24 protein-coding genes are annotated in these 26,356 nt (G+C 46.3%); 20 read left to right on the forward strand and 4 right to left on the reverse strand.

Annotation, left to right across the window (positions count from 1 at the left end):
* Nucleotides 1–23: 23 nt before the first annotated feature.
* Entirely contained in the window at nucleotides 24–1,325 is a 1,302-nt protein-coding gene (gene bioA / locus ACOQOZ_RS20165; RefSeq protein WP_420589950.1) for an adenosylmethionine--8-amino-7-oxononanoate transaminase, read from the forward strand.
* Nucleotides 1,326–1,338: 13 nt separating this feature from the next.
* Here bioA and ACOQOZ_RS20170 read toward each other — a convergent pair whose 3' ends face one another.
* Entirely contained in the window at nucleotides 1,339–3,747 is a 2,409-nt protein-coding gene (locus ACOQOZ_RS20170; RefSeq protein ID WP_420592437.1) for a TIR domain-containing protein, read from the reverse strand.
* A 228-nt stretch (nucleotides 3,748–3,975) separates the two neighbouring features.
* Between ACOQOZ_RS20170 and ACOQOZ_RS20175 the strand changes: the two genes are divergently transcribed.
* From ACOQOZ_RS20175 to ACOQOZ_RS20185, 3 genes are read left to right on the forward strand one after another with little or no spacing between them, the layout of a single operon-like run.
* Nucleotides 3,976–4,512, forward strand: a complete 537-nt coding sequence (locus ACOQOZ_RS20175) for a carboxymuconolactone decarboxylase family protein (protein ID WP_420589951.1) — start codon at nucleotides 3,976–3,978, stop codon at nucleotides 4,510–4,512.
* Between the two features lie 22 nt (nucleotides 4,513–4,534).
* On the forward strand, nucleotides 4,535–5,353 hold the full coding sequence (locus ACOQOZ_RS20180) for a hypothetical protein (RefSeq protein ID WP_420589952.1): 819 nt from the start codon (nucleotides 4,535–4,537) through the stop codon (nucleotides 5,351–5,353).
* 11 nt (nucleotides 5,354–5,364) lie between these two features.
* Complete coding sequence (locus ACOQOZ_RS20185) at nucleotides 5,365–5,871, forward strand: DUF1456 family protein (protein ID WP_420589953.1); 507 nt, start codon at nucleotides 5,365–5,367, stop codon at nucleotides 5,869–5,871.
* A 15-nt stretch (nucleotides 5,872–5,886) separates the two neighbouring features.
* On the opposite strand, the gene ACOQOZ_RS20190 is transcribed toward ACOQOZ_RS20185, so the two are convergent.
* The 3 genes from ACOQOZ_RS20190 to ACOQOZ_RS20200 form a co-directional block, all read right to left on the reverse strand.
* Nucleotides 5,887–6,507 (reverse strand): TetR/AcrR family transcriptional regulator, encoded by a 621-nt coding sequence (locus ACOQOZ_RS20190; RefSeq protein WP_420589954.1) that lies wholly within the window; start codon nucleotides 6,505–6,507, stop codon nucleotides 5,887–5,889.
* 71 nt (nucleotides 6,508–6,578) lie between these two features.
* Nucleotides 6,579–7,103 carry a DUF1439 domain-containing protein gene (locus tag ACOQOZ_RS20195; protein ID WP_420589955.1) on the reverse strand — a complete coding sequence of 175 codons (525 nt, stop codon included), beginning with the start codon at nucleotides 7,101–7,103 and terminating at the stop codon, nucleotides 6,579–6,581.
* Complete coding sequence (locus ACOQOZ_RS20200) at nucleotides 7,103–7,912, reverse strand: ion transporter (protein WP_420589956.1); 810 nt, start codon at nucleotides 7,910–7,912, stop codon at nucleotides 7,103–7,105. Before ACOQOZ_RS20200 ends, ACOQOZ_RS20195 begins: the two co-directional genes overlap by 1 nt.
* A 549-nt stretch (nucleotides 7,913–8,461) precedes the next feature.
* Here ACOQOZ_RS20200 and mraZ point away from each other — a divergent pair.
* From mraZ to lpxC, 16 genes are all read left to right on the forward strand, one after another.
* Nucleotides 8,462–8,917 carry a division/cell wall cluster transcriptional repressor MraZ gene (gene mraZ, locus ACOQOZ_RS20205; protein ID WP_420589957.1) on the forward strand — a complete coding sequence of 152 codons (456 nt, stop codon included), beginning with the start codon at nucleotides 8,462–8,464 and terminating at the stop codon, nucleotides 8,915–8,917.
* Nucleotides 8,914–9,864: a 16S rRNA (cytosine(1402)-N(4))-methyltransferase RsmH gene (gene rsmH / locus ACOQOZ_RS20210; RefSeq protein WP_420589958.1), complete on the forward strand. Its 951-nt coding sequence runs from the start codon at nucleotides 8,914–8,916 to the stop codon at nucleotides 9,862–9,864. Before mraZ ends, rsmH begins: the two co-directional genes overlap by 4 nt.
* Nucleotides 9,865–9,899: 35 nt before the next feature.
* Entirely contained in the window at nucleotides 9,900–10,148 is a 249-nt protein-coding gene (ftsL, locus tag ACOQOZ_RS20215) for a cell division protein FtsL (RefSeq protein WP_420589959.1), read from the forward strand.
* Between the two features lie 39 nt (nucleotides 10,149–10,187).
* Nucleotides 10,188–11,963, forward strand: a complete 1,776-nt coding sequence (locus tag ACOQOZ_RS20220; protein WP_420589960.1) for a peptidoglycan D,D-transpeptidase FtsI family protein — start codon at nucleotides 10,188–10,190, stop codon at nucleotides 11,961–11,963.
* A complete protein-coding gene (locus ACOQOZ_RS20225) occupies nucleotides 11,960–13,444 on the forward strand; it encodes a UDP-N-acetylmuramoyl-L-alanyl-D-glutamate--2,6-diaminopimelate ligase (RefSeq protein WP_420589961.1) in 1,485 nt (494 codons plus the stop codon). Before ACOQOZ_RS20220 ends, ACOQOZ_RS20225 begins: the two co-directional genes overlap by 4 nt.
* Nucleotides 13,434–14,813 (forward strand): UDP-N-acetylmuramoyl-tripeptide--D-alanyl-D-alanine ligase, encoded by a 1,380-nt coding sequence (locus tag ACOQOZ_RS20230; protein ID WP_420589962.1) that lies wholly within the window; start codon nucleotides 13,434–13,436, stop codon nucleotides 14,811–14,813. Before ACOQOZ_RS20225 ends, ACOQOZ_RS20230 begins: the two co-directional genes overlap by 11 nt.
* 1 nt (nucleotide 14,814) lies before the next feature.
* Complete coding sequence (gene mraY, locus ACOQOZ_RS20235; protein WP_420589963.1) at nucleotides 14,815–15,897, forward strand: phospho-N-acetylmuramoyl-pentapeptide-transferase; 1,083 nt, start codon at nucleotides 14,815–14,817, stop codon at nucleotides 15,895–15,897.
* 24 nt (nucleotides 15,898–15,921) lie between these two features.
* On the forward strand, nucleotides 15,922–17,319 hold the full coding sequence (gene murD / locus ACOQOZ_RS20240; RefSeq protein ID WP_420589964.1) for a UDP-N-acetylmuramoyl-L-alanine--D-glutamate ligase: 1,398 nt from the start codon (nucleotides 15,922–15,924) through the stop codon (nucleotides 17,317–17,319).
* Nucleotides 17,312–18,583, forward strand: a complete 1,272-nt coding sequence (gene ftsW, locus ACOQOZ_RS20245) for a putative lipid II flippase FtsW (protein ID WP_420589965.1) — start codon at nucleotides 17,312–17,314, stop codon at nucleotides 18,581–18,583. Before murD ends, ftsW begins: the two co-directional genes overlap by 8 nt.
* Nucleotides 18,576–19,640: an undecaprenyldiphospho-muramoylpentapeptide beta-N-acetylglucosaminyltransferase gene (gene murG / locus ACOQOZ_RS20250; RefSeq protein ID WP_420589966.1), complete on the forward strand. Its 1,065-nt coding sequence runs from the start codon at nucleotides 18,576–18,578 to the stop codon at nucleotides 19,638–19,640. The genes ftsW and murG overlap by 8 nt, the downstream gene beginning before the upstream one ends.
* A 31-nt stretch (nucleotides 19,641–19,671) precedes the next feature.
* Nucleotides 19,672–21,087 (forward strand): UDP-N-acetylmuramate--L-alanine ligase, encoded by a 1,416-nt coding sequence (gene murC / locus ACOQOZ_RS20255; RefSeq protein ID WP_420592438.1) that lies wholly within the window; start codon nucleotides 19,672–19,674, stop codon nucleotides 21,085–21,087.
* A complete protein-coding gene (locus ACOQOZ_RS20260) occupies nucleotides 21,084–22,016 on the forward strand; it encodes a D-alanine--D-alanine ligase (RefSeq protein ID WP_420589967.1) in 933 nt (310 codons plus the stop codon). The genes murC and ACOQOZ_RS20260 overlap by 4 nt, the downstream gene beginning before the upstream one ends.
* 1 nt (nucleotide 22,017) lies before the next feature.
* A complete protein-coding gene (locus tag ACOQOZ_RS20265; protein WP_420589968.1) occupies nucleotides 22,018–22,770 on the forward strand; it encodes a cell division protein FtsQ/DivIB in 753 nt (250 codons plus the stop codon).
* The gene (gene ftsA, locus ACOQOZ_RS20270) at nucleotides 22,767–24,002 is read left to right on the forward strand and encodes a cell division protein FtsA (RefSeq protein ID WP_420589969.1); all 1,236 of its coding nucleotides are present in this window, start codon (nucleotides 22,767–22,769) and stop codon (nucleotides 24,000–24,002) included. The genes ACOQOZ_RS20265 and ftsA overlap by 4 nt, the downstream gene beginning before the upstream one ends.
* A gap of 63 nt (nucleotides 24,003–24,065) precedes the next feature.
* Nucleotides 24,066–25,226 carry a cell division protein FtsZ gene (gene ftsZ / locus ACOQOZ_RS20275; RefSeq protein ID WP_420592439.1) on the forward strand — a complete coding sequence of 387 codons (1,161 nt, stop codon included), beginning with the start codon at nucleotides 24,066–24,068 and terminating at the stop codon, nucleotides 25,224–25,226.
* A gap of 112 nt (nucleotides 25,227–25,338) precedes the next feature.
* A complete protein-coding gene (gene lpxC, locus ACOQOZ_RS20280; protein WP_420589970.1) occupies nucleotides 25,339–26,247 on the forward strand; it encodes a UDP-3-O-acyl-N-acetylglucosamine deacetylase in 909 nt (302 codons plus the stop codon).
* Nucleotides 26,248–26,356 lie beyond the last annotated feature (109 nt).

A 26,356-nucleotide genomic window follows, 5' to 3' on the forward strand; every position in this document is an offset into this window, starting at 1 on the left:
CTTTATTGTTTTAGGAGAGCGTTATGTCTGCCACTGAATCCAACTTCCACTCAGCGAATGTGGACCTGGCGTTTGATCGCGAGCATATTTGGCACCCGTACAGCTCCATGACGACTCCGGGCAATATCTGGCCGGTGAAAAGTGCCTCCGGTGTGCGCCTGACGCTGGAAGATGGCCGTGAGTTAATCGATGGCATGTCGTCCTGGTGGTGTGTGGTTCATGGCTACAACCACCCGCGTTTGAATGCGGCAGCAACCGAGCAATTGCAGCAAATGAGTCATGTGATGTTTGGTGGATTAACCCATGCTCCGGCGGTAGAGCTGGCCAAACGTCTGGTGACGTTAACTCCTGAAGGTCTGGATAAGGTTTTTATTGCCGATTCGGGGTCGGTCGCGGTGGAAGTGTCGATCAAGATGGCGATTCAGTATCAGCATGCCCGTGGCAAGCCGCATAAAAACCGTATGTTGGCGCTGGAGCACGGTTATCACGGTGATACCTTAGGTGCGATGTCGGTGTGTGATCCGCAGCGTGGTATGCACCACTTATTCTCCGGCATCCTGCCACAACAGTTTTTTGTTCCGGCTCCACAGGCCCGTTTCCACGATGACTGGAACTCTGAGGATATCGAGCCGCTGCGCCAGAAGCTGGAACAACATCACGATGAAATTGCAGCCTTAATCCTCGAGCCGATTGTTCAGGGGGCGGGTGGTATGCGTTTTTATCACCCGGAATACCTGCGCCAGGCCCGAGCCCTGTGTGATGAATTTGACGTGCTATTAATCGCTGATGAAATCGCTACCGGCTTTGGCCGCAGCGGCAAATTATTTGCCTGTGAACACGCTGAAATCACACCAGATATTTTGTGTGTCGGTAAAGCCATTACCGGTGGTTATATGAGCCTGGCGGCAACATTAGCCACCACCCATGTGGCGGAAACAATCAGTAACGGCGAGGCCGGTTGTTTTATGCATGGCCCGACTTTTATGGGCAATCCGCTGGCGTGCCGGGTGGCCTGCGAGAGCATCGATTTATTGTTAGAGAACGATTGGCAGGCTCAGGTCCGCCGTATCGAACACGGCCTGGAGCAAGGACTGGCGCCTGCACGAGAACTCGAGTCCGTGGCAGATGTGCGTGTGTTAGGTGCGATTGGTGTGATCGAAATGAAACAACCAGTAGATATGGCGACCTTACAACCGGCTTGTGTTGAACGTGGCATCTGGATTCGCCCATTTGGCAAGCTGGTGTATGTGATGCCGCAGTTTATTATGAGTGATGACGACCTGGCGTTATTAACAGCGGGGATGGTTGGGGCGCTATCGATATAGCGCCTTATTAAGATTAGCCTTTGGCACGGCTTTTTCGGTCCATCAACCTTTGGCCAGAAACTGAAATTTCTAATAGTTCAGATAGCTGCTGTTTGACCCTGTAATTTACAGGAAACATATAGGTTTGATGAATTACTAGCTCTTTAAGAATTCTCGAACAGACAGGGTTGTTCTTTAGTATCGTTGCAGTTTTTTCCACTGAATCAAAACTGAGAGTTCGATTGAATTTGAACTCAATTGCTTGCCTGATTAATGTGTATGCGGGAGAGCCTTCGACTTGTTCAAGTTTGTCATAGATTTCATAAGCCTCTTTCGATCCTATAGAGGAAGAAATTTTTCGAATAACTGCATTTATTACCCCATATGTCAAATGCGTATACGTTGATTCGGCATGTTCTTGAATTTCAATGTTTGAAAGATCAGGGTTCTTAGCAAGATGAGATGAAATAAGTTTAATAATTTCATTTTTCGCTGTATTTGATATCGTCAAGAAATAGTCTAAAAACTTCAAACCGGATGATATACCAGAGTCGGCAATTGATTGCAGAGAATCTCTTGTTAGTATTGCATGGCGATTTCTTATAATTTGCCCAGCAATCTCCATCCCTTTAAAAGTTTTATTTATCTTCCATAGTATTTCTGGCTGTTCATCGTCATTGACTTCTTCATCCAACCTTTCAATAGCATCGAGTCTTTTATTATGCTCTCTACGTTCTTCTACTATTTCTCTTTGCTCTAAAACCAACTTAGGTATTGAGTTCATGAAGTCTGTCATAAACTCTAAAGTGTTATTGGCTAAAGTCGCTTTTTTACTCTCAGAGAATAGGTTATCTAGAACGCCTTGTATCTCACTTAAAACCCAAGAGTCCTTGGTGTGGTGTGTAATGAATATAAGAATGTTAGCAAAATCTTCTCTATGCAGATTTTCTAGCAGCATGCTTACACAGCCTTTGATGCTATGGTCGTCACTGTTGTAATCTTCTGCAATTTTCTTTGCTACAAAGAAATAATAAATATAAGGGTATTTGAATCCGAGTCGGTTCCCTTTATGTGCTAATATTGAATGCTTTTCCAGTTTCTCTATGACTTCATTCTTTTCTACGGTTAAAAACTTTTCACAGTACTCCGCGAAAAAGCTATTTACTTCATAAGAGTTTAGATCGTTTCCATGGTTGAAAATATTCCAAGATAGTTCAGTCAATACATTTAAGTATTTGGGGAAGTCGGTCTTTTTAATTTTTGCTTTATCAAAGGCTTGGTAGATAAGCTGCTGGTAGCAATGTCCATATGAGGTCAGTTCTATATTTAGTTGCGCACTTGCCTCGAAGTTCTGTAGTACCATTAATATGTATAGTGGCTTTCCTGGAACTATATTTCTTTTTATGACGGTGTCTAACTGGTTCTTTAACTCGTCACATTGTGTATATAGTTCTTCATCATTAATATTTTCTTCTATACCAAGAGATATCCATTTTTTAACAATCTCTTCTCTTTTTACATTTCCAAGTCCTACTATTTTTGCATTCTTGTATTTATCCAAGGCGGATATTTCACAGGCGACGTACTCGAATGAGTCATGGCAAGTTATGATTATGTAGTCAAATGCATTGTTCACTTCGGATATGAACTTGTCACGGTATTTTTCGTTTAGTTTGATTTTATCTATATTATCGATAAGTATTACTTTGTTATCGGTGTTTATGAACTTATCGAGTGTGATATTGTTTAACTGCAGTTTTATTAGTTTTTCTATGTTGTACGCTAAATCTGATTTTGATATTTTTGATGCATCGATGTATAAAGGTATAACCTCTTTTTGTAAGGAATCCAGGTAAATACTTTTTAGTAGTGTTGTTTTTCCCTGCTGTTCCTCTCCAGATATTAGGTGGTAGCCCTTTCTCTTTAATATATTTTTTGAGTCTATGTACTCTATTTCCCCAGATTCATTTTCTGTTCTAATGTCTGGAGATACATAGATATCTTGAAGGGTTACCTTATTGACTTTTCTGTGTGAAAGTAATATCTCGGTGTCATCCAGCCAAGTTAAAGTTCTTTCTGTTGCTGAGATTAGCTCTTTTTCTATTGCTTCTGATATTTTTGATGACGGTTGGAAGTTAGTTATCGCGGACTTTAATTTCTGTGTTGCATCCTTCCAGGCCGAATCGCGGTTTTCCCAAGTATTGATTGCGACACCATCCTTTGGAATTGCTTGGAGTTTTGAAAAAACTGTACCTTCTGTCCAGTCACAATCTCTTATTATGATAGGCACAACTAACGCATTCTGGCTGTCATGTTTTTCCATTGCTCTTTTCATTTCAATGTCATAGCAATATTCAGAGGCGATAAAACTTGAGCTTATTAGCAGTAAGACTATGTCTGCATTCTCTAGGTTCTCATCAATTTCGTTCTTCCATTCCAGCAGGAGATAAGTTTATTACGTTGAAGTAGTGTTAGCTGCTCTTCCAGTTCCTCTTTGAATGCTTCATCTTTGTGTGAGTAGCTTACAAATACTTTGGCGGTCATGTTCAATCCTTGAATTAGGTTTTTTATCAATAGTAACCTCGCTTGTTAATTCGGTCAAATAACGCCAAGAGTGGTGAACTTCGCGCGAAAAGAGATGTCACACCCTCAATCGTTTTGAGGGTGTCCCATGTCTTATCCACACGAGCTGCTTGACGCTATCCCGGAACTGCAGGATCAGCGTCAGCTATTCGAGCAAGCTGTTATTCATGAATCTCACCTGAGCCTGAGTCATAAAAAGCTGGTGGCCTGGGCGGCAGCGCTAGCCTGTAAAGACGAATGTGCAGTTGGTCAGGTGAACGACACCGTTGGCAACCTGACCCGGGTCGAACAAAAGGCGGTGATGTTAGCAAGCAGTCGTATGGCGGTAACTAACCCGTATTTTATGGGAAGGAATGTTCAGCCGCTTGATGCCGGCGGTAGTTTACAAAGCTTGGGAATGCGACCTTTCCCTGAGCTGCAGGTAACGGATGAAACCGGCTACCACTATGCCTGTGTTGCGGTGTCGTTAATCAACCAGGGCTTTGCCTGTTACAACAGCCATATCGCCAGTTTAAAAGCGGCGGGTGAGTCTGATGAGGCGATTGATCAGGCAATTCGTATTGCAGTTTCGGTTTCAGCACTGCGACAAATCAGTTTTAATGCTCGGGTTGCAAGATTTATCTGATAAGAATTTTAAGGGTTGTATTGTGCTGAGTTTATTTAAATCCAAACCTCTGGTTGATCAGGAAACGGCTGATTGGATTTTTGAAACCTTTGCCTGGGCATTGCAACATTTTGATGCCGATGAGTTTTTTAACCGCACGCAGCTGGTATTGCCAAGTAACGAATTTTTCCCTGGCAGAGTGTCCAGCGTTGAAGAAAAAGCCGCCAATATTTTTCAGCACACTCAGCGTTATGTCGGTTTGAATCACTGGCCATTGCAGTTGTTATCCAGTCAGCAGTTACAGCAAGATCCTCAATGTCAGATTCCTCCTGCGCCCCAGCCTGAGCTGGAGCAGATTCTGCGTGACTCTTTACCAAGTGCTGCAACAGCACAAGGAGTTGAAGCGGGTAAAGAGCTGATTCAGACCGAACAGCCATTGCAGGTTTTTTATAATCCTCAACAAACGTTAAAGCCGGAAGATATGGCCGCCAGTTACGCTCATGTGTTGGCGCAGCACCTGGTTGTTCAGGGTCGGATATTGCCGCCGGGTGGTCAGAACCTGTTTGCCGAAGCCAGTGAATTATTGGCCGGTTTTATGGGTTTTGGTGTGTTGCTCGCTAATTCCTCTTATACCATTCGTGGTGGCTGTGGCAGTTGTTATAACGCCATGGCCAATCGCCAGCCGGCGTTAACGGAATACGATAATGTTTTTGTGCTGGCGCTGTTTTGTCAGCTAAAAGGTATTGATCGTAAAACGGCGACTCGTTACCTGAAAAAACACCTGCACAGGCCCTACAAGCTGGCAGTAAAGCAAATTGAGGCGGAGCCTGATAAACTGGCTGCTTTGCAACAGTTGCGTTAAAACCCGGGCTTATGACTAATAACGATATTCTTCGTCGTCTGCGTTACACCTTTAATTTGAACGACAAAAAAATGATAGCGATCTTTGCTCTGGGTGACTGTAAAGCCAGCCAGGAGCAAATAACCGGATGGCTGAAAAAAGAAGAGTTGGAAGGTTATATTCGCTGCGACGACGATAGCATGAATGCGTTTCTCGATGGTTTTATTATTGAAAAACGAGGCCCTCGCGAACAGTCTGAAGCCGCAGATCAATCTACTAAAAGCAAGAAGCCTGCGGTTGATCCCTGGAAAAAAGCCCACGCCCGCATTAATAACAATATCATCCTGCGCAAGCTGAAAATCGCGTTAAACCTGCGCTCAGAAGATATTTTTGAATTGTTGGAGTTAGCTGGATTTAAATTAGGAAAGGCTGAACTCAGTGCGTTCTTCCGCAATCCTGGCCATCGTCATTATCGCGAGTGCCAGGATCAGGTATTACGTAATTTTCTACAGGGCCTGCAGAAAAAACACCGTGGCTAAATAGACAGTCCGGGGTTATTCGCTGACGATGCCCAGGCCACCAATCACAAACTGAATAATCTCCTGGCGCCAGCTCTGCATTTCTTCATCGCTGAACTGGCCAATCGCGACCTGTTTCACCGCCTCCATTAACATGGACGTAATCAGGTTGGCGGCAATTTTCTGGTCCATACTGGCGCGTAAGAAACCCTTGTCGACACCGTTTCTCATATAAGCCTGGGTAAACTGGGCAAATATGGAAATAAAGTGCTCAACCGATTCGTGGATCTCGCCATCAACTCCGAGGGATTCATAAAAGGCAATTTTTGCCAGACGTGGATCACGATTAAAAATCGCCATCATATGATCAGCAATGCGTTCCAGCTGGGCCTGATACTCATTGAGAGAATTGGTTGTTGGTGGCTCCTGTTGCACCACTTCAGCCATTTCTGCCAATAAATCGGCAAGAATAGCGTTAAAAATATCACGCTTATTTTTGTAATAACGATAAATGGTACCGTGGCCAATATTCAGAATTTTGGCGATGTCGGCAATACCGGCGGCGTGAAAGCCCTTGCTGGCAAACACTTCGACTGCAGCGCCGAGAATGTCGGCGCGACGCTGTGCAATTTTGGCTTCACTGGCGATATTAGCCATGGAACTCACTTCGAATCAAAACGGAATTGGCTGTCATTTTGATTTCGGTGGAGGAATTGTCAAGGCTGAGCTCAGAACGCGCTCAGCGTTGCTTTTAAAACCTGGTTTTCAACCTTTATCGACTTCAGCATCGATTTCGCCAGTTTCTGCTTCAGATCCTGGTCATTGAGTTTATAAACCGGTTGTTTTACCAGAGATTTAGCCACTGCGTTTTGTGCCAGCTTTTTTACCGTCGGCATCAGACCCGGATCTAACTGATCGATTTCGATTTGTTTGATCTGGGGGTTATTCAGATAAAACGCACCTTCCTTAGCTTTGTAGATCAGGGTACCGGCGATTTCAGCTCTGCCAGTCGCACTGATGTTATTGGGTGCATCCAGGCGTACCTGAGTAAACAGGCTGATTTCGTTTTTACCCTCAACCAGATCGACTTTGGCATCACTCAGGGTGACCACAAAAAACAGCTTCTTACGCTCCAGTGGCATCAGGGCATCGATCTTTTGCTGGATCTGTTGCTCGCTGATTTCCAGTGTATAGCTGAAGCCCCAGCTCAGGCTGCTTATTAACAGCAGGGCGGTTGTGAGTATGGTTTTCATTATGATTTGCCCTGCTGGTTGATAATCAGTTGTTTCAGTTCCTGAATTTCCGCCTGCAGATCTTCGATGGTGGCTTTGCCTTCGGCTTCTTCCTGCTCGGCACGTTCACGGGCGTGTTCGTCTTCCAGTACATTCACGACAATACCAATCACCATATTGAGGAAGGCAAACGCCGTTAGGAAGATAAAGGTGAGGTAATAAATCCACGACAGTGGGTAGGTGCCCATGGTTTCGTACATCACGTCGGTCCAATCTTCAAAGGTCATTACCCGGAACAGGGTTAACAACGAAATGGAGATATCGCCCCACAACTCTGGATTGATCGAAGCAAAGAAGGTCGCACCGACGGCGGCATAGATATAGAAGATGATAAACATCAGCAGTAAGACATAACCCAGCTGTGGCATTGCACGCAGCAAGGAATTCAGCAGTGTTCGCAGCTCGGGAATGATCGATACCATCCGCAGTACCCGGAAGATCCGCACTAAGCGGCCGATCAACGCCATATCGCTGTTTTCGATTGGTATCAGGCTGACCACCACGACCAGGGTGTCGAACACGTTCCAGCCATTGTGGAAGAAGCGTTTCTTATTCGGTTCGGCGATAAAGCGCACAATGATTTCAAAAAGGAAGATAAAGGTGATACCCACATCCAGCCAGGTCACTACTTGCAGTACGGTTTCCGGAATCGGATAAGTTTTGGCGCCGATCAACAATGCGGAGATGATGATGACGGACACCACAAACAGCTCAAACAACTTGTTATCGCGTAATTTGAGGGAAGCGGCCTGGATTTGTTCGATGTTCATAGCAAGGGAATTGGTTGTGGTTGGAAAATGGATTGTGATTGATGTCAGCGCGCCATGTTAACCAAGGGCTAAGGCCTTGGCGACTGCAATTGAGTGGAATTCCGCACAACTTTGCAGTTCTTTATTCCTAGTGAATGTTTTACCATTACATTAGTGTTCACTAACAACTGCGCTAGAGGTGAAGTTAGTAATTACTTCATATAGCTAAAATTTCTAAAAGCAAAAGTTGGTGGGTACTAACTTCAGAAATTACTTTAACTATGCGCGTTAGATGGAACACTCTGTTCAGGTTTTGTTCGCCACAATTCCCCACCATTCTCTCCCACTTAGCTAAGTCATTGTGAAATAACGCAAAATTGTACAATTTCGTCCACTTCACCAGCTTGCAAAAGGCCAGGGTGCTTCCTATAGTGTCATTATGTGGATGATAGTGGGTAATTGTGGAGTCTCTTTAAGCTGCAGTGGAGATTCAGGGAAGGTTAGTACTCACTATCGCTACCGGAGAGAATTACCCAATAGATAAACAACAGGTCACAGACGGACAGACACATGTTTCGGGGGCTACACACGATCAATCTGGATGCTAAAGGGCGTCTGGCGATCCCGACTAAATATCGGGAACCGCTGGCGGAGCTCTGTGGCGCCCGTTTGGTGGCCACCATTGATACCGAAGAACGTTGTCTGTTGGTGTATCCCATTAACGAATGGGAAGAGATTCAGAAGAAAATTGAAGCGCTGCCCAGCTTTAACCCGGTTGCCCGCCGAATTCAGCGACTGCTGATTGGCCATGCAACGGATCTGGAGCTGGATGGCAGTGGACGAGTGCTGTTACCGCAACCTTTGCGGGAATACGCCGGTTTAGAAAAAGAAAGTGTGCTGGTCGGTCAGGGCAAGAAGCTGGAACTGTGGAGCAAAGCTCAATGGGAAAGCCGTCGCGATGACTACCTGGATATGGTGAGCCAGCCAGATCAGCTGCCGGAAGAGTTACAGAGCTTGTCACTATGAGTTTACAAGGCACGAATTTAGAAGAATTTTTACACACTACGGTTTTGCTGGAAGAAACGGTCGATGGTTGCCTGACCAACCTCGATGGTGTGTATGTCGACGGTACCTTTGGTCGTGGTGGCCACAGCCGTTTGTTATTAAGCAAGTTATCTGACAAAGGTCGTCTGATTGGATTCGATAAAGATCCGCTGGCGATTCAGTCGGGCAAAGAGTTAGAGCAGGAAGACAATCGCTTTCAGATTGTGCAGTCCAGTTTCGCCGAGATGAAAACCGAATTAGCGCGCTTAGGTATTTCTGAGGTAGACGGGATTTTGCTGGATCTGGGTGTGTCGTCTCCCCAGCTCGACGATGCTGAGCGTGGTTTCAGTTTTTTACGTGACGGTCCGCTGGACATGCGTATGAACCCGGATGCCGGAATCAGCGCGGCTGAGTGGCTGGAGCAAACTCCGGAAAAAGAAATTGCCCGGGTGTTAAAGGAATACGGTGAAGAGCGCTACGGCAAACGTATCGCCAACTGGCTGAAAAAAGCGCAAGCGGAAGAGCCTATCACCACCACGTTACGTCTGGCTGAAATTGTAAAAGCGGCGAACCCAAACTGGGAACGTCATAAGCATCCGGCCACTCGTGCATTCCAGGCGATTCGTATCGCTGTGAATAACGAACTGGGCGATCTGGAAAATGTGCTGGATGAATCGGTGGACCTATTGGCAGCTGGTGGTCATCTGGCGGTGATCAGTTTCCACTCGCTGGAAGATCGCATGGTGAAACGCTTTATCCGCGCTCAGGAAAAAGGCAAGGACGTACCAGTAGGTATTCCGTTAACGGATGATCAGCTGGGTAAAACCATGAAACGGGTTGGTAAGGCCATTATGCCAACCGAGGAAGAAGTAAAACGTAATGCTCGTTCCCGAAGTGCGGTGTTGCGGGTTGCCGAGCGTTTGGCCTGATGACAACTGTCATCAACATAAAAGCCGGATTAAAAATGGTACCGGTTTTTTTGTGGTTGCTGGTGTTAATCACTGCAGGCATTCAGGTGGCGCAAGTGCATCAGCATCGCAGTTTGTTAGCACAGTGGCAGAAGCTGGACAGCATTCGCATGGATTTAATGCAGGAGCAGACCCGGTTATTACTGGAAATCAGCACACTGACGGCTCTGGGGCGAATCGATCAACGTGCACGCAAACAATTAACTATGACTGAAGCGACCGATATCCAGGTGTTGCAGCAGTAATTAAAGCAAAACAAACAATAGAAAAAACGGAGCCAGACGGTGACGGAACAACAAGAGTTAACAACAAGCGGAATTGCCCGCTGGCGCTTTGCGCTGGTGATGGCGGTTTTTGCTGCTTTGTTGTTAGCGGTTCTGGCGAGACTGGTTATGTTACATACGGTTGATCAACCGTTTTTATTCGAGCAGGGCGAAAAACGTACGGTACGTTCTGAAGTTCAGCCTGCCAGTCGTGGCAAAATTCTCGATCGGCATGGACGACCCCTGGCCATCAGTACGCCAGTTATTACTTTATGGCTCAACCCGCAACAAATTAATCTGCAGCAACTTCCGCTACTCGCCAAGCCTCTTGGCCTGAAAAAGAAAACGCTACTGAAGAAAGTAGAAAGAGCGGCCAGCCAGGGCCGCTCTTTCATTTATTTAAAACGTCAGGTTGAGCCCGAACTGGCGCAGCGTGTCCTGAAAATGGGCATTAATGGCGTGTATGGCGATGACGATTTCCGCCGTTATTACCCGGCAGCCGAAGTAACGGCACATACTTTGGGTATCGTGAATATTGATGGCAAAGGTCAGGAAGGTTTAGAGCTGGCATTTGATGACTATCTGAAAGGAACGGAAGGTTCCCGTCAGGTAGTGAAAGACTTATATGGCAATGTCATCAAACAATTAAAAGTGGATGAAGTACCGCAGCCTGGCAGTGATTTAAATCTGACCATCGATCTGCGTTTGCAGTATCTGGCTTACCGCGAGTTAAAAGCTGCGGTTTCCTCGCATAAAGCCAAATCCGGATCCGCAGTGTTATTGGATGCGCGTAACGGTGAAGTATTGGCTCTGGTTAATCAGCCATCCTATAACCCGAATAACCGTGCCAAATTAAAAGCAGAATTCATGCGTAATCGTGCGTTGGCCGATTTGATTGAACCCGGTTCAACCATGAAGCCATTTACGGTGGCGGCAGCGCTGGATTCAGGTCGTTACTCTCCGTCGACCAAGGTTAATACCGCACCCGGTTTTATGCGGGTAAAACATAAAACCATTCGTGATCATCGTGATTATGGTGAGTTAGATGTCACCGGCATTATCACCAAATCCTCCAATGTCGGAGTAACAAAATTAGCCCATAACCTCGGCGCCGATAAAATCTGGCGCTTTTTTCATGATGCCGGTATGGGCACTGCTTCTGCGTTAGGTTTTCCTGGTGAAGCAGTGGGCAGTTTGCCTTATCCGGAACAAATGGATGATCTGCGTTTAGCCACCATGTCATACGGTTATGGTTTATCTGTCACGCCGTTGCAACTGGCGCAAGCTTATACCAGTTTAAGTCAGCAAGGTTGTCGTCAGGCTGTGCGCTTATTAATGCAGAAGAACATCGAAAACAGCCCGGAATGTCAGCGGGTGATGAAGGCTCGTACTGCCAAACAAGTATTAAGTATGCTGGAGACCGTGACTTCAGAAAAAGGCACTGGTCGTCGTGCACGGGTGGAAAGTTATCGAGTCGGCGGTAAAACCGGTACTGCACATAAGGTTGGTAGTGAAGGTTACGAAGATTCTGAATACACCGCCATTTTTGCAGGGGTTGCACCCATTTCCAATCCGGAATTGGTGTTAGTGGTGGTAGTGGATGAGCCGCAGGGCCAGGAATATTACGGTGGTGAAGTTGCCGCTCCGGTATTTTCAAGAATTATGGAGCAATCATTACGCTTGCGTCAGGTAGCTCCGGATAACAGCAATATCAAGAAGTTGCTCGTCGAAAAAAATATGAAAAAAGCAGCCGTTTCCGGCAAAAAACTTCCATTACATGAGCGAGGTGCAGCGTGAAGTTATCTGCATTAACTCAGGGAAGTCTATTTATTCCCCCCGAGTGGGATCGTGAAATAAACCATATCCACGTTGATAGCCGTGATGTACAAGCGGGCGATTTATTTATCGCCCGCAGTGGTTCTCAGCAGGATGGTCGTACTCATATTGACGATGCCATTAAACGTGGAGCAAGCGCTGTATTGGCTGAAGGGCCCATTGCATTCGAGTGTGTTGGCTACGAAATCGTCAGTGGTGGCGTGCCGGTATTTTCTACACCGGATTTAAAGTCAGAAACACCTAAGTGGTTGCAGCACCGTTATAACTTAAATAATGAATTGCCATTGATTGCCGTTACCGGCACCAATGGAAAAAGCTCGGTTACTCAATACATCGCCCAGTTGGCAGTGGCTGTTAATCAACAAGCGGGTGTATTGGGCACGTTAGGTAACGGTGTTTGGCCAGAGCTTGAAGAAACGCGAAATACTACTCCCGATTTATCCGTTGTTGCGCGTTTATTAAATGATATGCAGCAAAAACAAGCGGACCTGGTGGCAATGGAAGTGTCATCCCATGGTATCCATCAGGGCCGTATTGAAGGATTAGCGTTTGAAACTGCGGTGTTAACTAACCTCACTCAGGACCATCTGGATTATCACGGTGATATGGAAGGGTATTTTGCTGCCAAGTCCGCCTTATTTACCGATTTTTCAGTTAAAAATGCACTGATTAATATTGATGATGAATACGGCGTACGCTTGGCGAAAAACGCTGCGGTAAATGCCGATGTTGTTACCTACGGTACAAGCGCAGGCGCTTTGGTTCGTTATACCGATATTAATTACGCTAATGGCTTGTTAACAGCAACGCTGGTTTCACCCTGGGGTGACGGTGTTATTCGTTTACCCCTTATTGGTGACTTTAATCTGGCTAATGCGGTGGCGGCGATCAGTGTTTTATGCCTCCATGGCTTTGATTTTAACCAGTTATTGTTGGCGGCAGAAAAGCTGCAGCCGGTTGCTGGTCGCATGGAGCTTTATCGTCGCCAGGTGAGTGGAAAAACTCAGCAAGCAGTTATCGACTTTGCTCATACCCCGGATGCATTAACCAATGTTATGCAGGCGGTGAATGAGTCGGCCGAAAACATCGCACTGGTGTTCGGTTGTGGTGGCGATCGTGATCGCAGCAAGCGTCCGTTAATGGCTCAGGCTGCATTAAACAGTAAGGCGACGGTCTGGCTAACCGATGATAATCCGCGTACAGAAAACAATGAGCAGATTTTTTCTGATGTGCTGACTTGTGCTGGTGCAGAACAATTTTCCTGTGAGCATGACAGAAGCAGGGCTATCCAGCTGGCTTGTGAGTCCGATGCCGAGCTGATTGTGATTGCTGGCAAGGGTCATGAAAACTACCAGGATATCGCTGGAGTAAAACAGCCTTACAGTGATGAGGCGGTTTTGCTGCAGTTGGGGTTTGAAAAGGCGGGAGGTCATGATGCTTAAGTCTTTTCTGATCAGCGAAATCCTGCCAACTATTAAAGGTGTTCTTGCTCAGGGCTCCGATATAGAAATCAGCGGCGTTTCGACTGATACCCGCACCATCTCAAACGGCGATTTATATATTCCGTTAAAAGGTGAGCGTTTTAACGGTCATAACTTTATTCAGCAGGCCAAGGCGGCTGGTGCAGTTGCCGCTCTGATTGATGAAGATATAAGTGTTGATGATCTGAACGGTTTTCCATTAATTCGCGTATTCGATTGTTTGTTAGCACTTGGCCAGATTGCCCAGTTTCAGCGTCGTCAATTTGAAGGCCCTGTGGTTGCAGTGACTGGTAGTGCAGGAAAAACCAGTGTTAAGCAGTTGATGGCCAATGTGTTAAGCCAGCAATTTAATACCTGGATGACACAAGGCAATCTGAATAACCATATTGGCGCACCGCTGACATTATTGGCAATTCAGCCAGAGCATGAAGCGGCCATGATCGAATTGGGTGCCAGTGGTTTAAAAGAAATCGCTTACACCGCTCAGTTTGTTGAGCCACAAGTCAGTATTTTAACCAATGCCAGTGAAGCACATCTTGAAGGTTTTGGCAGCTTAGACGGTATCGTCGAAACCAAGGGTGAAATTATTGATTATGTTCGCCCGGGCGGACGAACCATCTTAAATCGCGATGATGAATTTTATGACGTTTGGCAGCAACGTGCTGAGCGCCAGGGTATTGCGGTAACCAGTTTTGGTTTGTCGCCTGATGCCGATGTTCGTGCTGAAGATATCGAGACCAATCTTCAGGGTTGCCACTTTAACCTGCTGGTAAATGGTGAGTCGCACTCCGTTAATTTGCCGTTGTTAGGTGAGCATAACGTCCGTAATGCGTTAGCCGTGGTCGCAGCTGCTTTGGCAGTACCAATGTCTCTGGAAAAAATTATTAAGGGTCTTGAAACCGCTGAAGCTTTTAAGGGGCGTTTACGCTGGTGTGATGGTACTCAAGGTCAACGCATTCTGGACGATAGCTATAACGCCAGTCCGGCGTCTGTTTATGCTGCTATTGATGTATTAGCCGATGCTGAAAACAGCTGGCTGGTACTCGGCGATATGGCCGAACTGGGTGATGATGCGGAAAATATTCACTACAAAATAGGGCAATACGCTCAACAACAGGGAATTAAACGCCTGGTTGCTACCGGAAAATACAATAAAAATACCGTAGCAGCCTTTGGTGACAAAGGAATCTGGTTCGAGAACCGTGATGAATTGGTTCACTACTTAAAACAACAGACCTCAGCAGTCGATGTATTGCTGATAAAAGGGTCGCGTAGTGCAGGTATGGATAAAGTCGTTACTGCATTACAAATTGGGGAAGAGGAAAACTGATATGTTGCTATGGCTAGGTGACTGGTTAGCACAATTTCATTCGGGCTTTGGTGTGGTTAATTATTTAACACTCCGGGCTATTTTGTCGGTAATTACTGCGCTGTTGGTATCGTTACTGTTAGGTCCCGTTGTTATTCGCAAATTACGTGAATACCAGATTGGTCAGGCGATTCGTGAAGTTGGACCAAAATCACATTTAAGCAAAGCCGGAACACCAACGATGGGTGGTGTGCTTATTTTACTTTCTATTGCGATCAGTACGCTGATTTGGGGAGATCTTGAGAATCGCTTTGTCTGGGTTGTGCTGTTGGTCACTCTGGCGTTCGGTGCTATTGGCTGGGTTGATGATTATCGCAAAGTGGTTGAGAAAAACTCCCGAGGTTTGCCAGGTCGCTGGAAGTATTTCTGGCAATCGGTGTTCGCGATTATTGCCGCAGCTTATCTGTTTTACAGCGCTCAAAGCCCACAAGAAACTCAATTGGTTGTGCCTTTCTTTAAAGATGTCATGCCACAGTTGGGTTTGATGTTTCTGGTTTTAACCTATTTTGTGATTGTTGGTTCCAGTAATGCGGTTAACCTGACGGACGGCCTTGATGGTCTGGCGATTATGCCAACAGTAATGGTTGCTGCAGCATTAGGTGTTTGCGCTTATTTAGCAGGACACGTTAATTTCGCCGATTACCTGCATATTCCTTATATTGCTGGTGCTGGTGAATTGGTGATTTTCTGTGCTGCCATTGTTGGTGCTGGTATTGGTTTCTTATGGTTTAACACATACCCGGCTCAGGTATTTATGGGCGACGTGGGTTCTCTGGCGCTGGGTGCGGCGTTGGGTGTTGTTGCCGTTATCGTTCGCCAGGAAGTCATCCTGTTCATTATGGGCGGTATTTTTGTTGCAGAAACTGTCTCCGTTATTTTGCAGGTCGCGTCATTCAAAATGACGGGCAAACGTATCTTCCGCATGGCGCCGCTGCATCACCATTACGAACTCAAGGGCTGGCCAGAGCCACGTGTGATTGTTCGCTTCTGGATTATCACCATTATTTTGGTGCTGATTGGTCTGGCGACACTGAAAATTCGATAACGACAAGCAAGGATTAACCGAGCAATGACTCTGACCAAAACGTCTACCACTAAACGCATGATTATCGGGCTGGGTATGTCCGGGTTGTCGTGTGCGCGTTTTTGTCAGCGTCGTGGTTGGTCGTTCGATCTGTGTGATAGCCGCGATAATCCGGCTAACCTCGATGCCGTTCAACAGGAGTTCACTGAAAGTGAAATTTTCTGCGGAGCTCTGGGTGGCGAATTGCTGAGTCATTACGACGAGTTGATTGTCAGCCCGGGTGTTGCTCTGGCAGAAACCGCAATTCAGCAAGCGATTCAGGCTGGGGTTAAAATCTCCGGCGATATTCAGCTGTTTAAAGAATTTGTCACCAAACCTGTGGTTGCTATCACCGGCTCAAATGGCAAAAGCACAGTAACCTCTTTGGTTGGCGATATGTTAAACGGCTGTGGTGTGAAAGCTTTGGTCGGCGGGAATATTGGTTTGCCAGCTCTGGATCTGATTGCTGATGTGGCTGCTGACGGTAGTGATAAGGGCAGCGATGTTGATATCTACGTGTTGGAATTATCCAGTTTTCAATTGGAAACCACTACTCAGCTAAATGCCGCTGTCGCAACTATTTTAAACCTGAGTGAAGATCATATGGATCGCTACTCAGGTATGGAAGATTATCTGGTTGCAAAACAACGCATTTTTGCTGGTGCCTCAGTGGTTGTTGAAAATAAGGATGATGAAGCAACGAAGACAGATTCAGATTCCTCAGCGGTTCGTTTTGGTTTGAAAGCACCAGAAACTGATGAATTTGGCCTTCGTCAGGTGGATGGCCAGGACTGGATTTATTTCGGCAGCCAGCCGCTGTTGTCAGCGGATGAGATAAAAATCAAAGGGCAACACAACCTAGCGAATGTGATGTCGGCTTTGGCTCTGGTTCAGGCGGTTGCTCCGCAGCTTAATATTCAACTGGCCGATAGTTTTGCGGCCATTAAAAGCTTTGCCGGTTTAGCACATCGTTGTCAGTGGGTCGCTGATATTAATGGCGTAGCTTGTTACAACGACTCCAAAGGCACTAACGTCGGCTCGACCCTGGCAGCAATTAATGGGCTGGGAGCGAGCAGTAAAGGAAAAATCTGGCTACTTGCGGGTGGTGTCGATAAAGATCAGAGCTTTGCCGAACTTGTTCAGCCTTGTCAAAAGTACGTAGCGGAAACCTTATTGTTTGGTCGCGATGCACTCAATATTCAAAAGGATCTGGTTGATTGTCAGACGCAGACTTTTACAACCATGGATCAGGCATGGAAGTATGCACTGGAAAATGCCAATACAGATGACTTGATATTGTTATCACCTGCTTGCGCCAGCTTTGATCAGTTTAAGAACTTTGCGGTGCGTGGGGAATATTTCCGCCAGCTTGTGAATGATTCACAAGAGGTGGCCCATGGTTGAGTTTGCTCAAAAACTGCAATCGCTGCCATTTCAGCAGTTATTCGCCCGCTTGTTCTGGCAATCGAAAGAGACGCTGTTTTTACCCTGGCTTGGCCTGATGTTCCTTGGATGGCTAATGGTTGCTTCTGCGTCTACTGGAATCGCCGAATATTACACTGGCAATGAGCAATATTTTGCGATGCGTCATGCCGTGTATTTATTGCTGGGTGTGGCCGTCACTTTTGTTGTCAGCCAGATTCCGCTGCGTTGGTGGAGTCAGACAGAACCGCTGTTTTTATTGTTTGCTTTTATGGGATTAATTCTGGTTTTTGCTCCGGGTATTGGCCATGAAGTGAATGGTAGTCAGCGCTGGTTAAACCTTGGATTGATTAAAATCCAGGCATCTGAAATTGCGAAATTAGCCGCTGTCTTTTTTATTGCAGGTTATCTGGTTCGTCGCAAAGAGGAAGTACAGCAGCATTGGAAGGGGTTTCTGAAGCCTTTCATTATTCTGGGCGCGATGGTTGTACTGTTGCTACTGGAGCCGGATTTTGGTGCTGTTGTGGTATTGATGGGCGCCGCTCTGGTTCAGTTGTTTTTGGGTGGTGTTAAAGCAGGGCAATTTTTTCTGTTGTTGATTGGCACCCTGATTATCAGTGGTTTTGTGTTAACCGCTGAAACGTATCGAATGGAGCGCCTATTGGCTTACTTAGATCCATGGGCGCCGGAGCATGTCTACGGCACAGGCTATCAGCTGACCCAGTCTCTGATAGCGTTTGGCCGTGGAGAGTTATTCGGTGTTGGCCTGGGAGAGAGTGTGCAGAAGTTGTTCTACTTACCAGAAGCACACACTGATTTTGTGTTTGCAATATGGGCGGAAGAAACAGGGCTGTTTGGCGGGGTGGTTGCTTTGTTACTGCTTGCGGCTTTGATTGGTTTTATCTGGCAAGTCGCCTGGAAAGCGCAACAAGCCGGGCAGTTGTATGGTTCTTATATTGCAATTGGTATCGGTGCATTGCTTGCGTTGCAGATTATTATCAATCTCGGAGTAAATATCGGATTATTGCCAACCAAAGGATTAACGCTGCCATTTTACAGTTATGGCGGCAGTAGTTTGTTGGTGTGTTGCGCGATGGTGGCCGTGGTAATGCGCATATCTCACGAAATCGAACACCCTTCTATTGTTATCGAAGATGAGAAACCTATTGCTGGTTCAAAAAAGAAAAAAGCAAAAGTGGTGAAAAAGAAAAAAGATATTGTTACTGAGGAGCCGTTTGATGTCTAAAGCGATTCTCTTTATGGCCGGTGGTACCGGTGGCCACGTATTTCCAGCTTTGGCGGTTGCCAAAGAAATGGCCGAAAAAGGTTATGACATTCATTGGTTGGGTACGTCTGCAGGTATTGAGAAAGATCTGGTACCTGCTGCAGGTTATCCATTGCATTGTATTGATATCGCTGGATTGCGCGGTAAAGGAAAACTCGGTTTGTTGACGGCTCCGCTGCGCATCGTGAAGGCGGTATGGCAGGCAAGAAGAATCATTAACAAGGTGAAGCCTGTTGCTGCATTGGGTATGGGTGGATATGCCACTGGTCCTGGTGGGGTAGCAGCGCGTTTGGCCGGAGTGCCTTTATTGATTCATGAGCAGAATGCGTTTGCCGGAATGACCAATAAATTACTGCATAAAATATCAAACACCACTATGCAGGCGTTTCCCGGAGCTTTAGAAAATGCCCTGGTTACCGGTAATCCGGTACGCAAAGATGTACAGCAAATTAAAAATCAGATTTCAGATGCTCAACAACGTTTAAAAGTATTGGTTGTTGGTGGAAGTCTGGGCGCTGTGGCATTAAATCAGAATGTTCTTGAAGCAATGCAAAGCCTTGAAGAATCTTTGCGACCAGAGTTATGGCACCAGGCTGGTAAGCGTAATATCGATGACGTTCAGAGCAAGTACCAACAGGCGGGAATTGAGGCCAGGGTAACGGCCTTTATTGATGATATGGCAGCCGCTTACGAATGGGCTGACCTGGTTGTTTGTCGCGCCGGTGCATTAACGGTATCTGAAGTTGCAGCAGCCGGTAAGGCCGCAATTTTTGTCCCTTTTCCGTTCGCTGTAGACGATCATCAGACGGCCAATGCCAATTATCTGGCTGACAAAAATGCCGCGCTGATTTGTCAGCAAAAAGATTTATCCGCCAGCTGGTTAGCTGGTCAATGGCAAGAATTTAGTACAAATAAAATGGCATTGCAGCAGATGGCAGATACTGCTCGTCAATTAGCAATGCCCAACGCTACCCAGATGGTAGTGGAACAGATTGAGAGATTTAGTCGTGAGTCATAAAGCAAATACACTGACCCATTTGATTCCTGAGATGCGTCGTATTCGTTGCATCCATTTTGTTGGTATTGGTGGTGTCGGCATGTGTGGCATTGCCGAAGTGTTGTTGAATCAGGGGTACCAGATCACTGGTTCTGATTTACGCCAGAGTGCCGTTACAGAGCGTCTGGTTGGTATGGGCGCCAAGGTGTTTATTGGTCATGACAGTGAAAATGTTGAGCAGGCTGATGTGTTGGTCGTGTCCACTGCAATTGATGAAAATAATCCGGAAATTAAATCAGCGCTTGAGCGACGTGTCCCGATTGTTCGTCGTGCTGAAATGCTGGCTGAACTCATGCGCTTCCGCCACGGTATCGCGGTGGCTGGTACTCATGGCAAAACAACAACGACGAGTCTGGTTACTTCGATCCTGGCGGAAGGAAATTTTGACCCGACATTTGTTATTGGTGGCAAATTAAATAGTGCGGGTACCAATGCCCGACTGGGAGCAAGCCGTTATTTGGTGGCTGAAGCTGATGAGAGTGATGCCAGTTTCCTGCATCTCCAGCCAATGGTTTCCATCGTTACCAATATCGATGCTGATCATATGTCGACCTACGATGGCGACTTTGAAAAGTTAAAAAATACTTTCGTCGAGTTTTTGCATAATCTGCCGTTTTATGGACTGGCTGTTGTCTGTATTGATGACGAAAATGTCCGGTCTATTTTGCCTCGTATCAGTCGTCAGTTTGTGACTTACGGTTTTTCTGATGATGCCGATTATCAGGCTATTAATCTGACGCAGGATGGGATGTATACCCGCTTTACTGTGAAACGCAATAATGGCAAAGCGGATCTGGATATTCGTATGCGCATGCCGGGCAAACACAATGTATTGAATGCATTAGCTGCAATTGCGGTCGCTGATGATGAAGGTGTTAGTGATGATGCAATGCAATCCGCGTTGGAGAAATTCGAAGGTGTTGGTCGTCGTTTTCAGGTTTGCGGGGAATTTCCATTAGCAGATGGTGATGTCATGTTGGTGGATGACTACGGTCATCACCCGCGAGAACTTGAAGTGACTCTTGAAGCGATTCGTAACGGCTTTCCGGAGCGACGTTTGGTTATGTTGTTTCAACCGCACCGTTATAGCCGTACTCGCGATTTGTATGAAGATTTTGTCCGGGTATTGTCACAAGCCGATGTCTTATTATTGATGGATGTTTATCCTGCTGGTGAAAAGCCTATTGCAGGTGCTGATGGTCGTGCTTTGTGTGGCTCTGTTCGTCAACGTGGGGCGGTTGATCCTGTCTTTATTGCCCGGGATGAATCCGTTGAACAACCGCTGAAAAATGTGCTGAAGCCTGGAGATCTCTTACTCACTCAGGGCGCTGGCGATGTGGGTGCTTTAGCGCAGCAGCTGGTGCAAAAATTACCTGGTTTGCTAAAAGAAGTTGGAGGCGACCAGTGAGTACCTCCTCGTTAGGAAAAATTGCTGTATTAATGGGCGGTAATTCTGCAGAGCGTCCGGTATCTCTGAACAGCGGCCGCGCAGTATTTAATGCATTACAGAATGCTGGCGCAGACGTTATTGCGATTGATATTCAGGGTCATGCTATTGCTCAGCTGACGGAAGCTGAGTTTGATATTGCATTTATCGCGTTGCATGGCCGTGGCGGAGAAGATGGCACGATTCAGGGTGTTCTTGAATGGTTGGATAAACCTTACACCGGTAGCGGTGTTATGGCTTCTGCGTTGGCAATGGATAAGTGGCGTACCAAATTAATCTGGCAGGCCGCTGGACTCGCTACCCCGAAGGCCGTGTTATTGGATAAGCACTGTGACTGGCAGGCAACTATCGAGTTGCTGGGAAATAACGCCATTGTAAAACCAGCGCGGGAAGGTTCCAGTATCGGTATGCGCCGTGTTCATACGGCAGAGGAACTGAAAAAGAGTTATGAGTTTGCCAGTGAGTATGACGCCCTGGTTCTGGCCGAGCAGTGGGTAAGTGGACCTGAGTTTACCGTTGCAATTGTTGATGGTGAAGCACTGCCTGCCATTCAGTTAAAAACGCCGCATGAATTTTATGATTATGAGGCGAAATACCAGGCCAATGATACCCAGTATTTACTGCCTTGTGGTCTGAACTCTGAAAAAGAATCTGAATTGCAGAAATTGGCGTTAAAGGCATTTGATATTCTTGATTGTCAGGGCTGGGGACGAATTGACGTGATGCAGGATGCTGGCACCGGTAGCTTCTGGTTATTGGAAGCTAACACCAGTCCTGGTATGACAGATCATAGTTTAGTTCCTATGGCTGCCCGGGCGAGTGGTGTTGATTTTCCGCAGCTGGTTGTGAAGTTGTTAACAGAAGCTAAGCAGCGCCAGGCTGATCAGTAATATGAGAAAGACTAAAGCAACGGGAGCAACCAGAATTGTTGAAAAACAACCGTTACAGTTGCGTTTCCCCCGAGTCCATATCTACTGGCTTGCTATTCCATTGCTAATCGCAGCGTTATTTTTTAGTGGTCGTTGGGTTTATTTAAGCTGGCCGGTAAATACTGTTGAAGTAAATGGACAGTTCAGCTTGTGGAAGCCCGGGCTGATTGTTGGGCAGCTTGAGTGGTTAACGGATGAAAGTTTCTTTTCCGCTGATTTACAACAAGTGTTTCAGCAGGTTGATGATTTGCCATTATTAAATGTGGTCAGTGTGAAAAAGCGTTGGCCAGATACAATTTTAATTAATGTGCACGAAGATGTGCCGATGGCAATTTGGAATGGTGAAGAAATATTGACGGTTGGTGGCGATATTTTGCCGCGTCCTGGGTTTGTGTCTGGCGATAAATTGGCACGCATGCGTGGGAATACTCATTATGCAGAAAGTGTGATGCGAAATTATCGAAGATTGCATCAAATGCTCAAAAATAGTGGTGTTTCAGTCTTGGAACTGGAAGTATCTGACGTAGGTTCTATCACTGGAAAGTTGTCAAATGGCTGGAGCGTGGCATTTGGTCGCCAGTATTTTGAAGAACGTATGAAGCGTCTCGAATTATTATTAAAAACCTTGCCCCATAAAGATGTGGCAGGAATAGATTTACGTTATGTCAAAGGTGCCGCAATTAAGTGGTTACCGGTTGGGGAGATGGAAGCATGAATCAGGTGCAACAAAAAAATATGGTGGTTGGCCTGGATATAGGGACATCAAAAATCGTAGCCATTGTTGGTGAAGTTGGTGAAGACGGGCAAATTGATATTGTAGGTTTAGGGAGTTGTCCGAGTCATGGTCTGAAAAAGGGCGTTGTTGTTAATATTGACTCTACGGTGCAGTCGATTCGACGTGCGGTAGAAGAAGCTGAGTTGATGGCTGGCTGCCGTATTCATTCGGTGCATGCGGGGATTGCTGGCAGTCATATTCAATCAATGAATTCACACGGTATTGTTGCTGTACGTGATCGTGAGGTTACTCATACTGATATTGAACGAGTAATTGATGCTGCGCAGGCTGTAGCAATTCCACAGGATCAGCGAATTCTCCATGTATTACCCCAGGAATATGTGGTCGATTTCCAGGAAGGTATTCGTGAACCCGTGGGTATGTCTGGTGTTCGTCTTGAAGCAAAAGTTCACCTGGTGACCGGCGCTGTTAATGCTGCACAGAATATTGAGCGCTGTATCGAACGCTGTGATTTGCAGGTTGATGACCTGGTGCTTGAACAATTAGCGTCGAGCTACTCCGTGCTAACGGATGATGAGCGCGAGCTGGGTGTTTGTATGGTCGATATTGGTGGTGGTACCACGGATATTGCTATTTTTATTGAGGGTGCGATTCGACATACCGCCGTTATTCCAATCGCTGGCGACCAGGTGACTAACGATATTGCGATGGCATTACGAACGCCAACTCAGCACGCAGAAAAAATAAAAATTAAATACGCATGTGCGTTAACACAGTTAGCTAAGGCTGACGAAACAATTAAGGTACCAAGTGTTGGTGACCGTCCGCCGCGTGATCTGTCGCGCCAGGCGTTAGCTGAAGTTGTTGAACCACGATATGACGAGTTATTTACTCTGATTCAGTCTGAGTTACGTCGCAGTGGTTTTGAAGATCTTGTGGCTGCCGGAATTGTATTAACGGGTGGCACTGCAAAAATGGAAGGCGTAGTCGAACTGGCCGAAGAAATCTTCCATATGCCGGTAAGACTGGCGCGCCCGCATGGTGTTTCTGGCCTGCAAGATGTGATTAATAACCCGATTTATTCAACATCCGTTGGCTTGCTGCTTCAGGCGGTAAAGCAGCAAGAAAATAAAGCGCTGAAAAAACTCGATGAAAATCAGGAAAAAAATGGTTTTTCACGCATAAAAGATTGGATTAAAGGCAACTTTTAAGATTAAATATTGATCGCGCGCGCGGAAGGAGATAAAGCGATGTCTCAACAAAGAGAAGGGGATATGTTCGAATTAGCAGATGACTTACAGCAAAACGCCGTTATTAAAGTAATTGGCGTTGGCGGCGGCGGCGGTAACGCTGTGCAGCATATGGTGGATGGCCAGATCGACGGCGTCGATTTTATTTGTGCCAATACTGATGCTCAGGCCCTGCGTAACGTCAGTTCCCGTTCCATTATCCAGTTAGGTAATGGTTTGACCAAAGGTCTGGGTGCTGGTGCGAATCCGGAAGTTGGCCGTCAGGCTGCACTGGAAGATCGTGAACGTATCGCTGAAGCCTTAGATGGCGCTGATATGATTTTTATTACAGCTGGTATGGGTGGTGGCACCGGTACTGGTGGTGCGCCGGTAGTTGCTGAAGTAGCAAAGGAAATGGGTATTCTTACCGTTGCCGTTGTTACTAAGCCTTTCCCGTTTGAAGGTCGCAAACGTATGACGATTGCCGATCAAGGGTTAAAACAGCTGGCGGAGAATGTTGATTCCTTAATTACCATCCCAAATGAGAAGCTGCTGTCCGTAATGGGAAGTGGTACAACCTTATTGGATGCCTTTAAAGAAGCGAACAATGTTCTTCAAGGTGCGGTTCAGGGTATCGCTGACCTGATTACTCGCCCGGGTATGATCAACGTCGACTTTGCTGACGTTCGTACAGTTATGTCCGAAATGGGACAGGCAATGATGGGTACTGGCGCTGCGAGCGGTGACAACCGTGCCCGCGAGGCTGCAGAAAAGGCAATTGGTAGCCCGTTACTGGAAGATATCGATTTACAGGGCGCCCGTGGCATCCTGGTAAATGTAACCGCTGGTTTTGATTTGTCACTGGGTGAGTTCAGTGAAGTCGGTAGTGTTGTCGAAGAGTTTGCCTCCGATAATGCGACCGTTGTTGTTGGCACCGTGATGGACCCTGATCTGTCTGATGAGTTGCGTGTAACGGTCGTTGCTACAGGTCTTGGTCAGGAAGATGTCGCTGTTGCTCCAATGCCAACTGAAGCAAAAGTTGTTGTTGATAACACACCGCAACAAAAACCAGAGCGTGTGAATCCGATGGATCATCCTACAACGGTAGCGGCAGATATGAGCAATGCGGTTAAAAAGCCTGCTGCTGATATGGACTACGACAGCATTATGGATATCCCAACCTTCCTGCGCCGTCAGGCTGATTGAGCCATAATGTAGCAAATTGCAAACAGCCTCTGGTAGCTTTGCAATTTGCTGTTATAATCCCGGCAATCGATAAATTGTTTAAAAATTGCCCAGCAATGGCAGGAATGTCCAGATGATCCGACAGAGAACACTCAAAAACACTATCCGCGCAACAGGCGTTGGTCTTCATTCAGGTGAAAAAGTTTACCTGACTCTGAAGCCTGCACCTGTAAATAGTGGCATTGTGTTCCGTCGTGTTGATCTGGACCCGGTTGTTGATATTCCGGCGAATGCGTTAAGTGTTGGCGAAACAACCTTATCCACAACTCTGGTTAAGGAACATGCAAAAGTTGATACTGTTGAACATTTGCTATCAGCGATGGCTGGTTTAGGTATTGATAATGCAATTGTCGAGCTGAGTGCGCAGGAAGTGCCAATTATGGATGGCAGTTCCGGTCCGTTCGTATTCCTCATCCAATCTGCTGGACTTGCAGAGCAAGAAGCTGCTAAGCGATTTATCCGTATTAAGCGTAAGATTGAAGTGCGTGAAGGTGACAAGGTTGCCTCTTTTGTTCCTTACGATGGGTTTAAAGTCAGTTTCGAAATCGATTTCGATCACCCGGTGCTCAAACAAAGCGTGCAGCGTGCAAGCCTCGACTTCTCATCCACTTCATATGTGAAAGAAGTTAGCCGTGCCCGTACTTTTGGTTTTACCAAAGATATAGAGTACATGCGCTCTAAGAACCTGGCTCTGGGCGGCAGCGTAAAGAACGCCATCGTTGTTGATGATTATCGTGTTCTTAATGAAGACGGTCTGCGTTACGACGATGAGTTTGTGAAGCACAAGATTCTTGATGCTGTAGGTGACCTTTACTTGTTGGGTCATAGCCTGATTGGCGAATTTGTTGGTTACAAATCTGGCCATGGGCTGAACAATCAGCTGTTACGTGAGTTATTACAGCAAGAGGATGCTTGGGAGTTTGTTGAGTTTGCGGAAGAAAGCGCGCCAATTTCCTATATGCGTCCAGCGGCAGCGGGTTAATACAGGTTAACCAAAGTTCACAGGATTCCATTGGAGAATCTATATATAAAGGCCATACTTATATGGCCTTTGTTGTGTCTGGGTGATTGAATCCCGGCCTGTTTGTAAA

The organism is Bacterioplanoides sp., from assembly GCF_965219715.1.
GTDB lineage: Bacteria > Pseudomonadota > Gammaproteobacteria > Pseudomonadales > Oceanobacteraceae > Bacterioplanoides.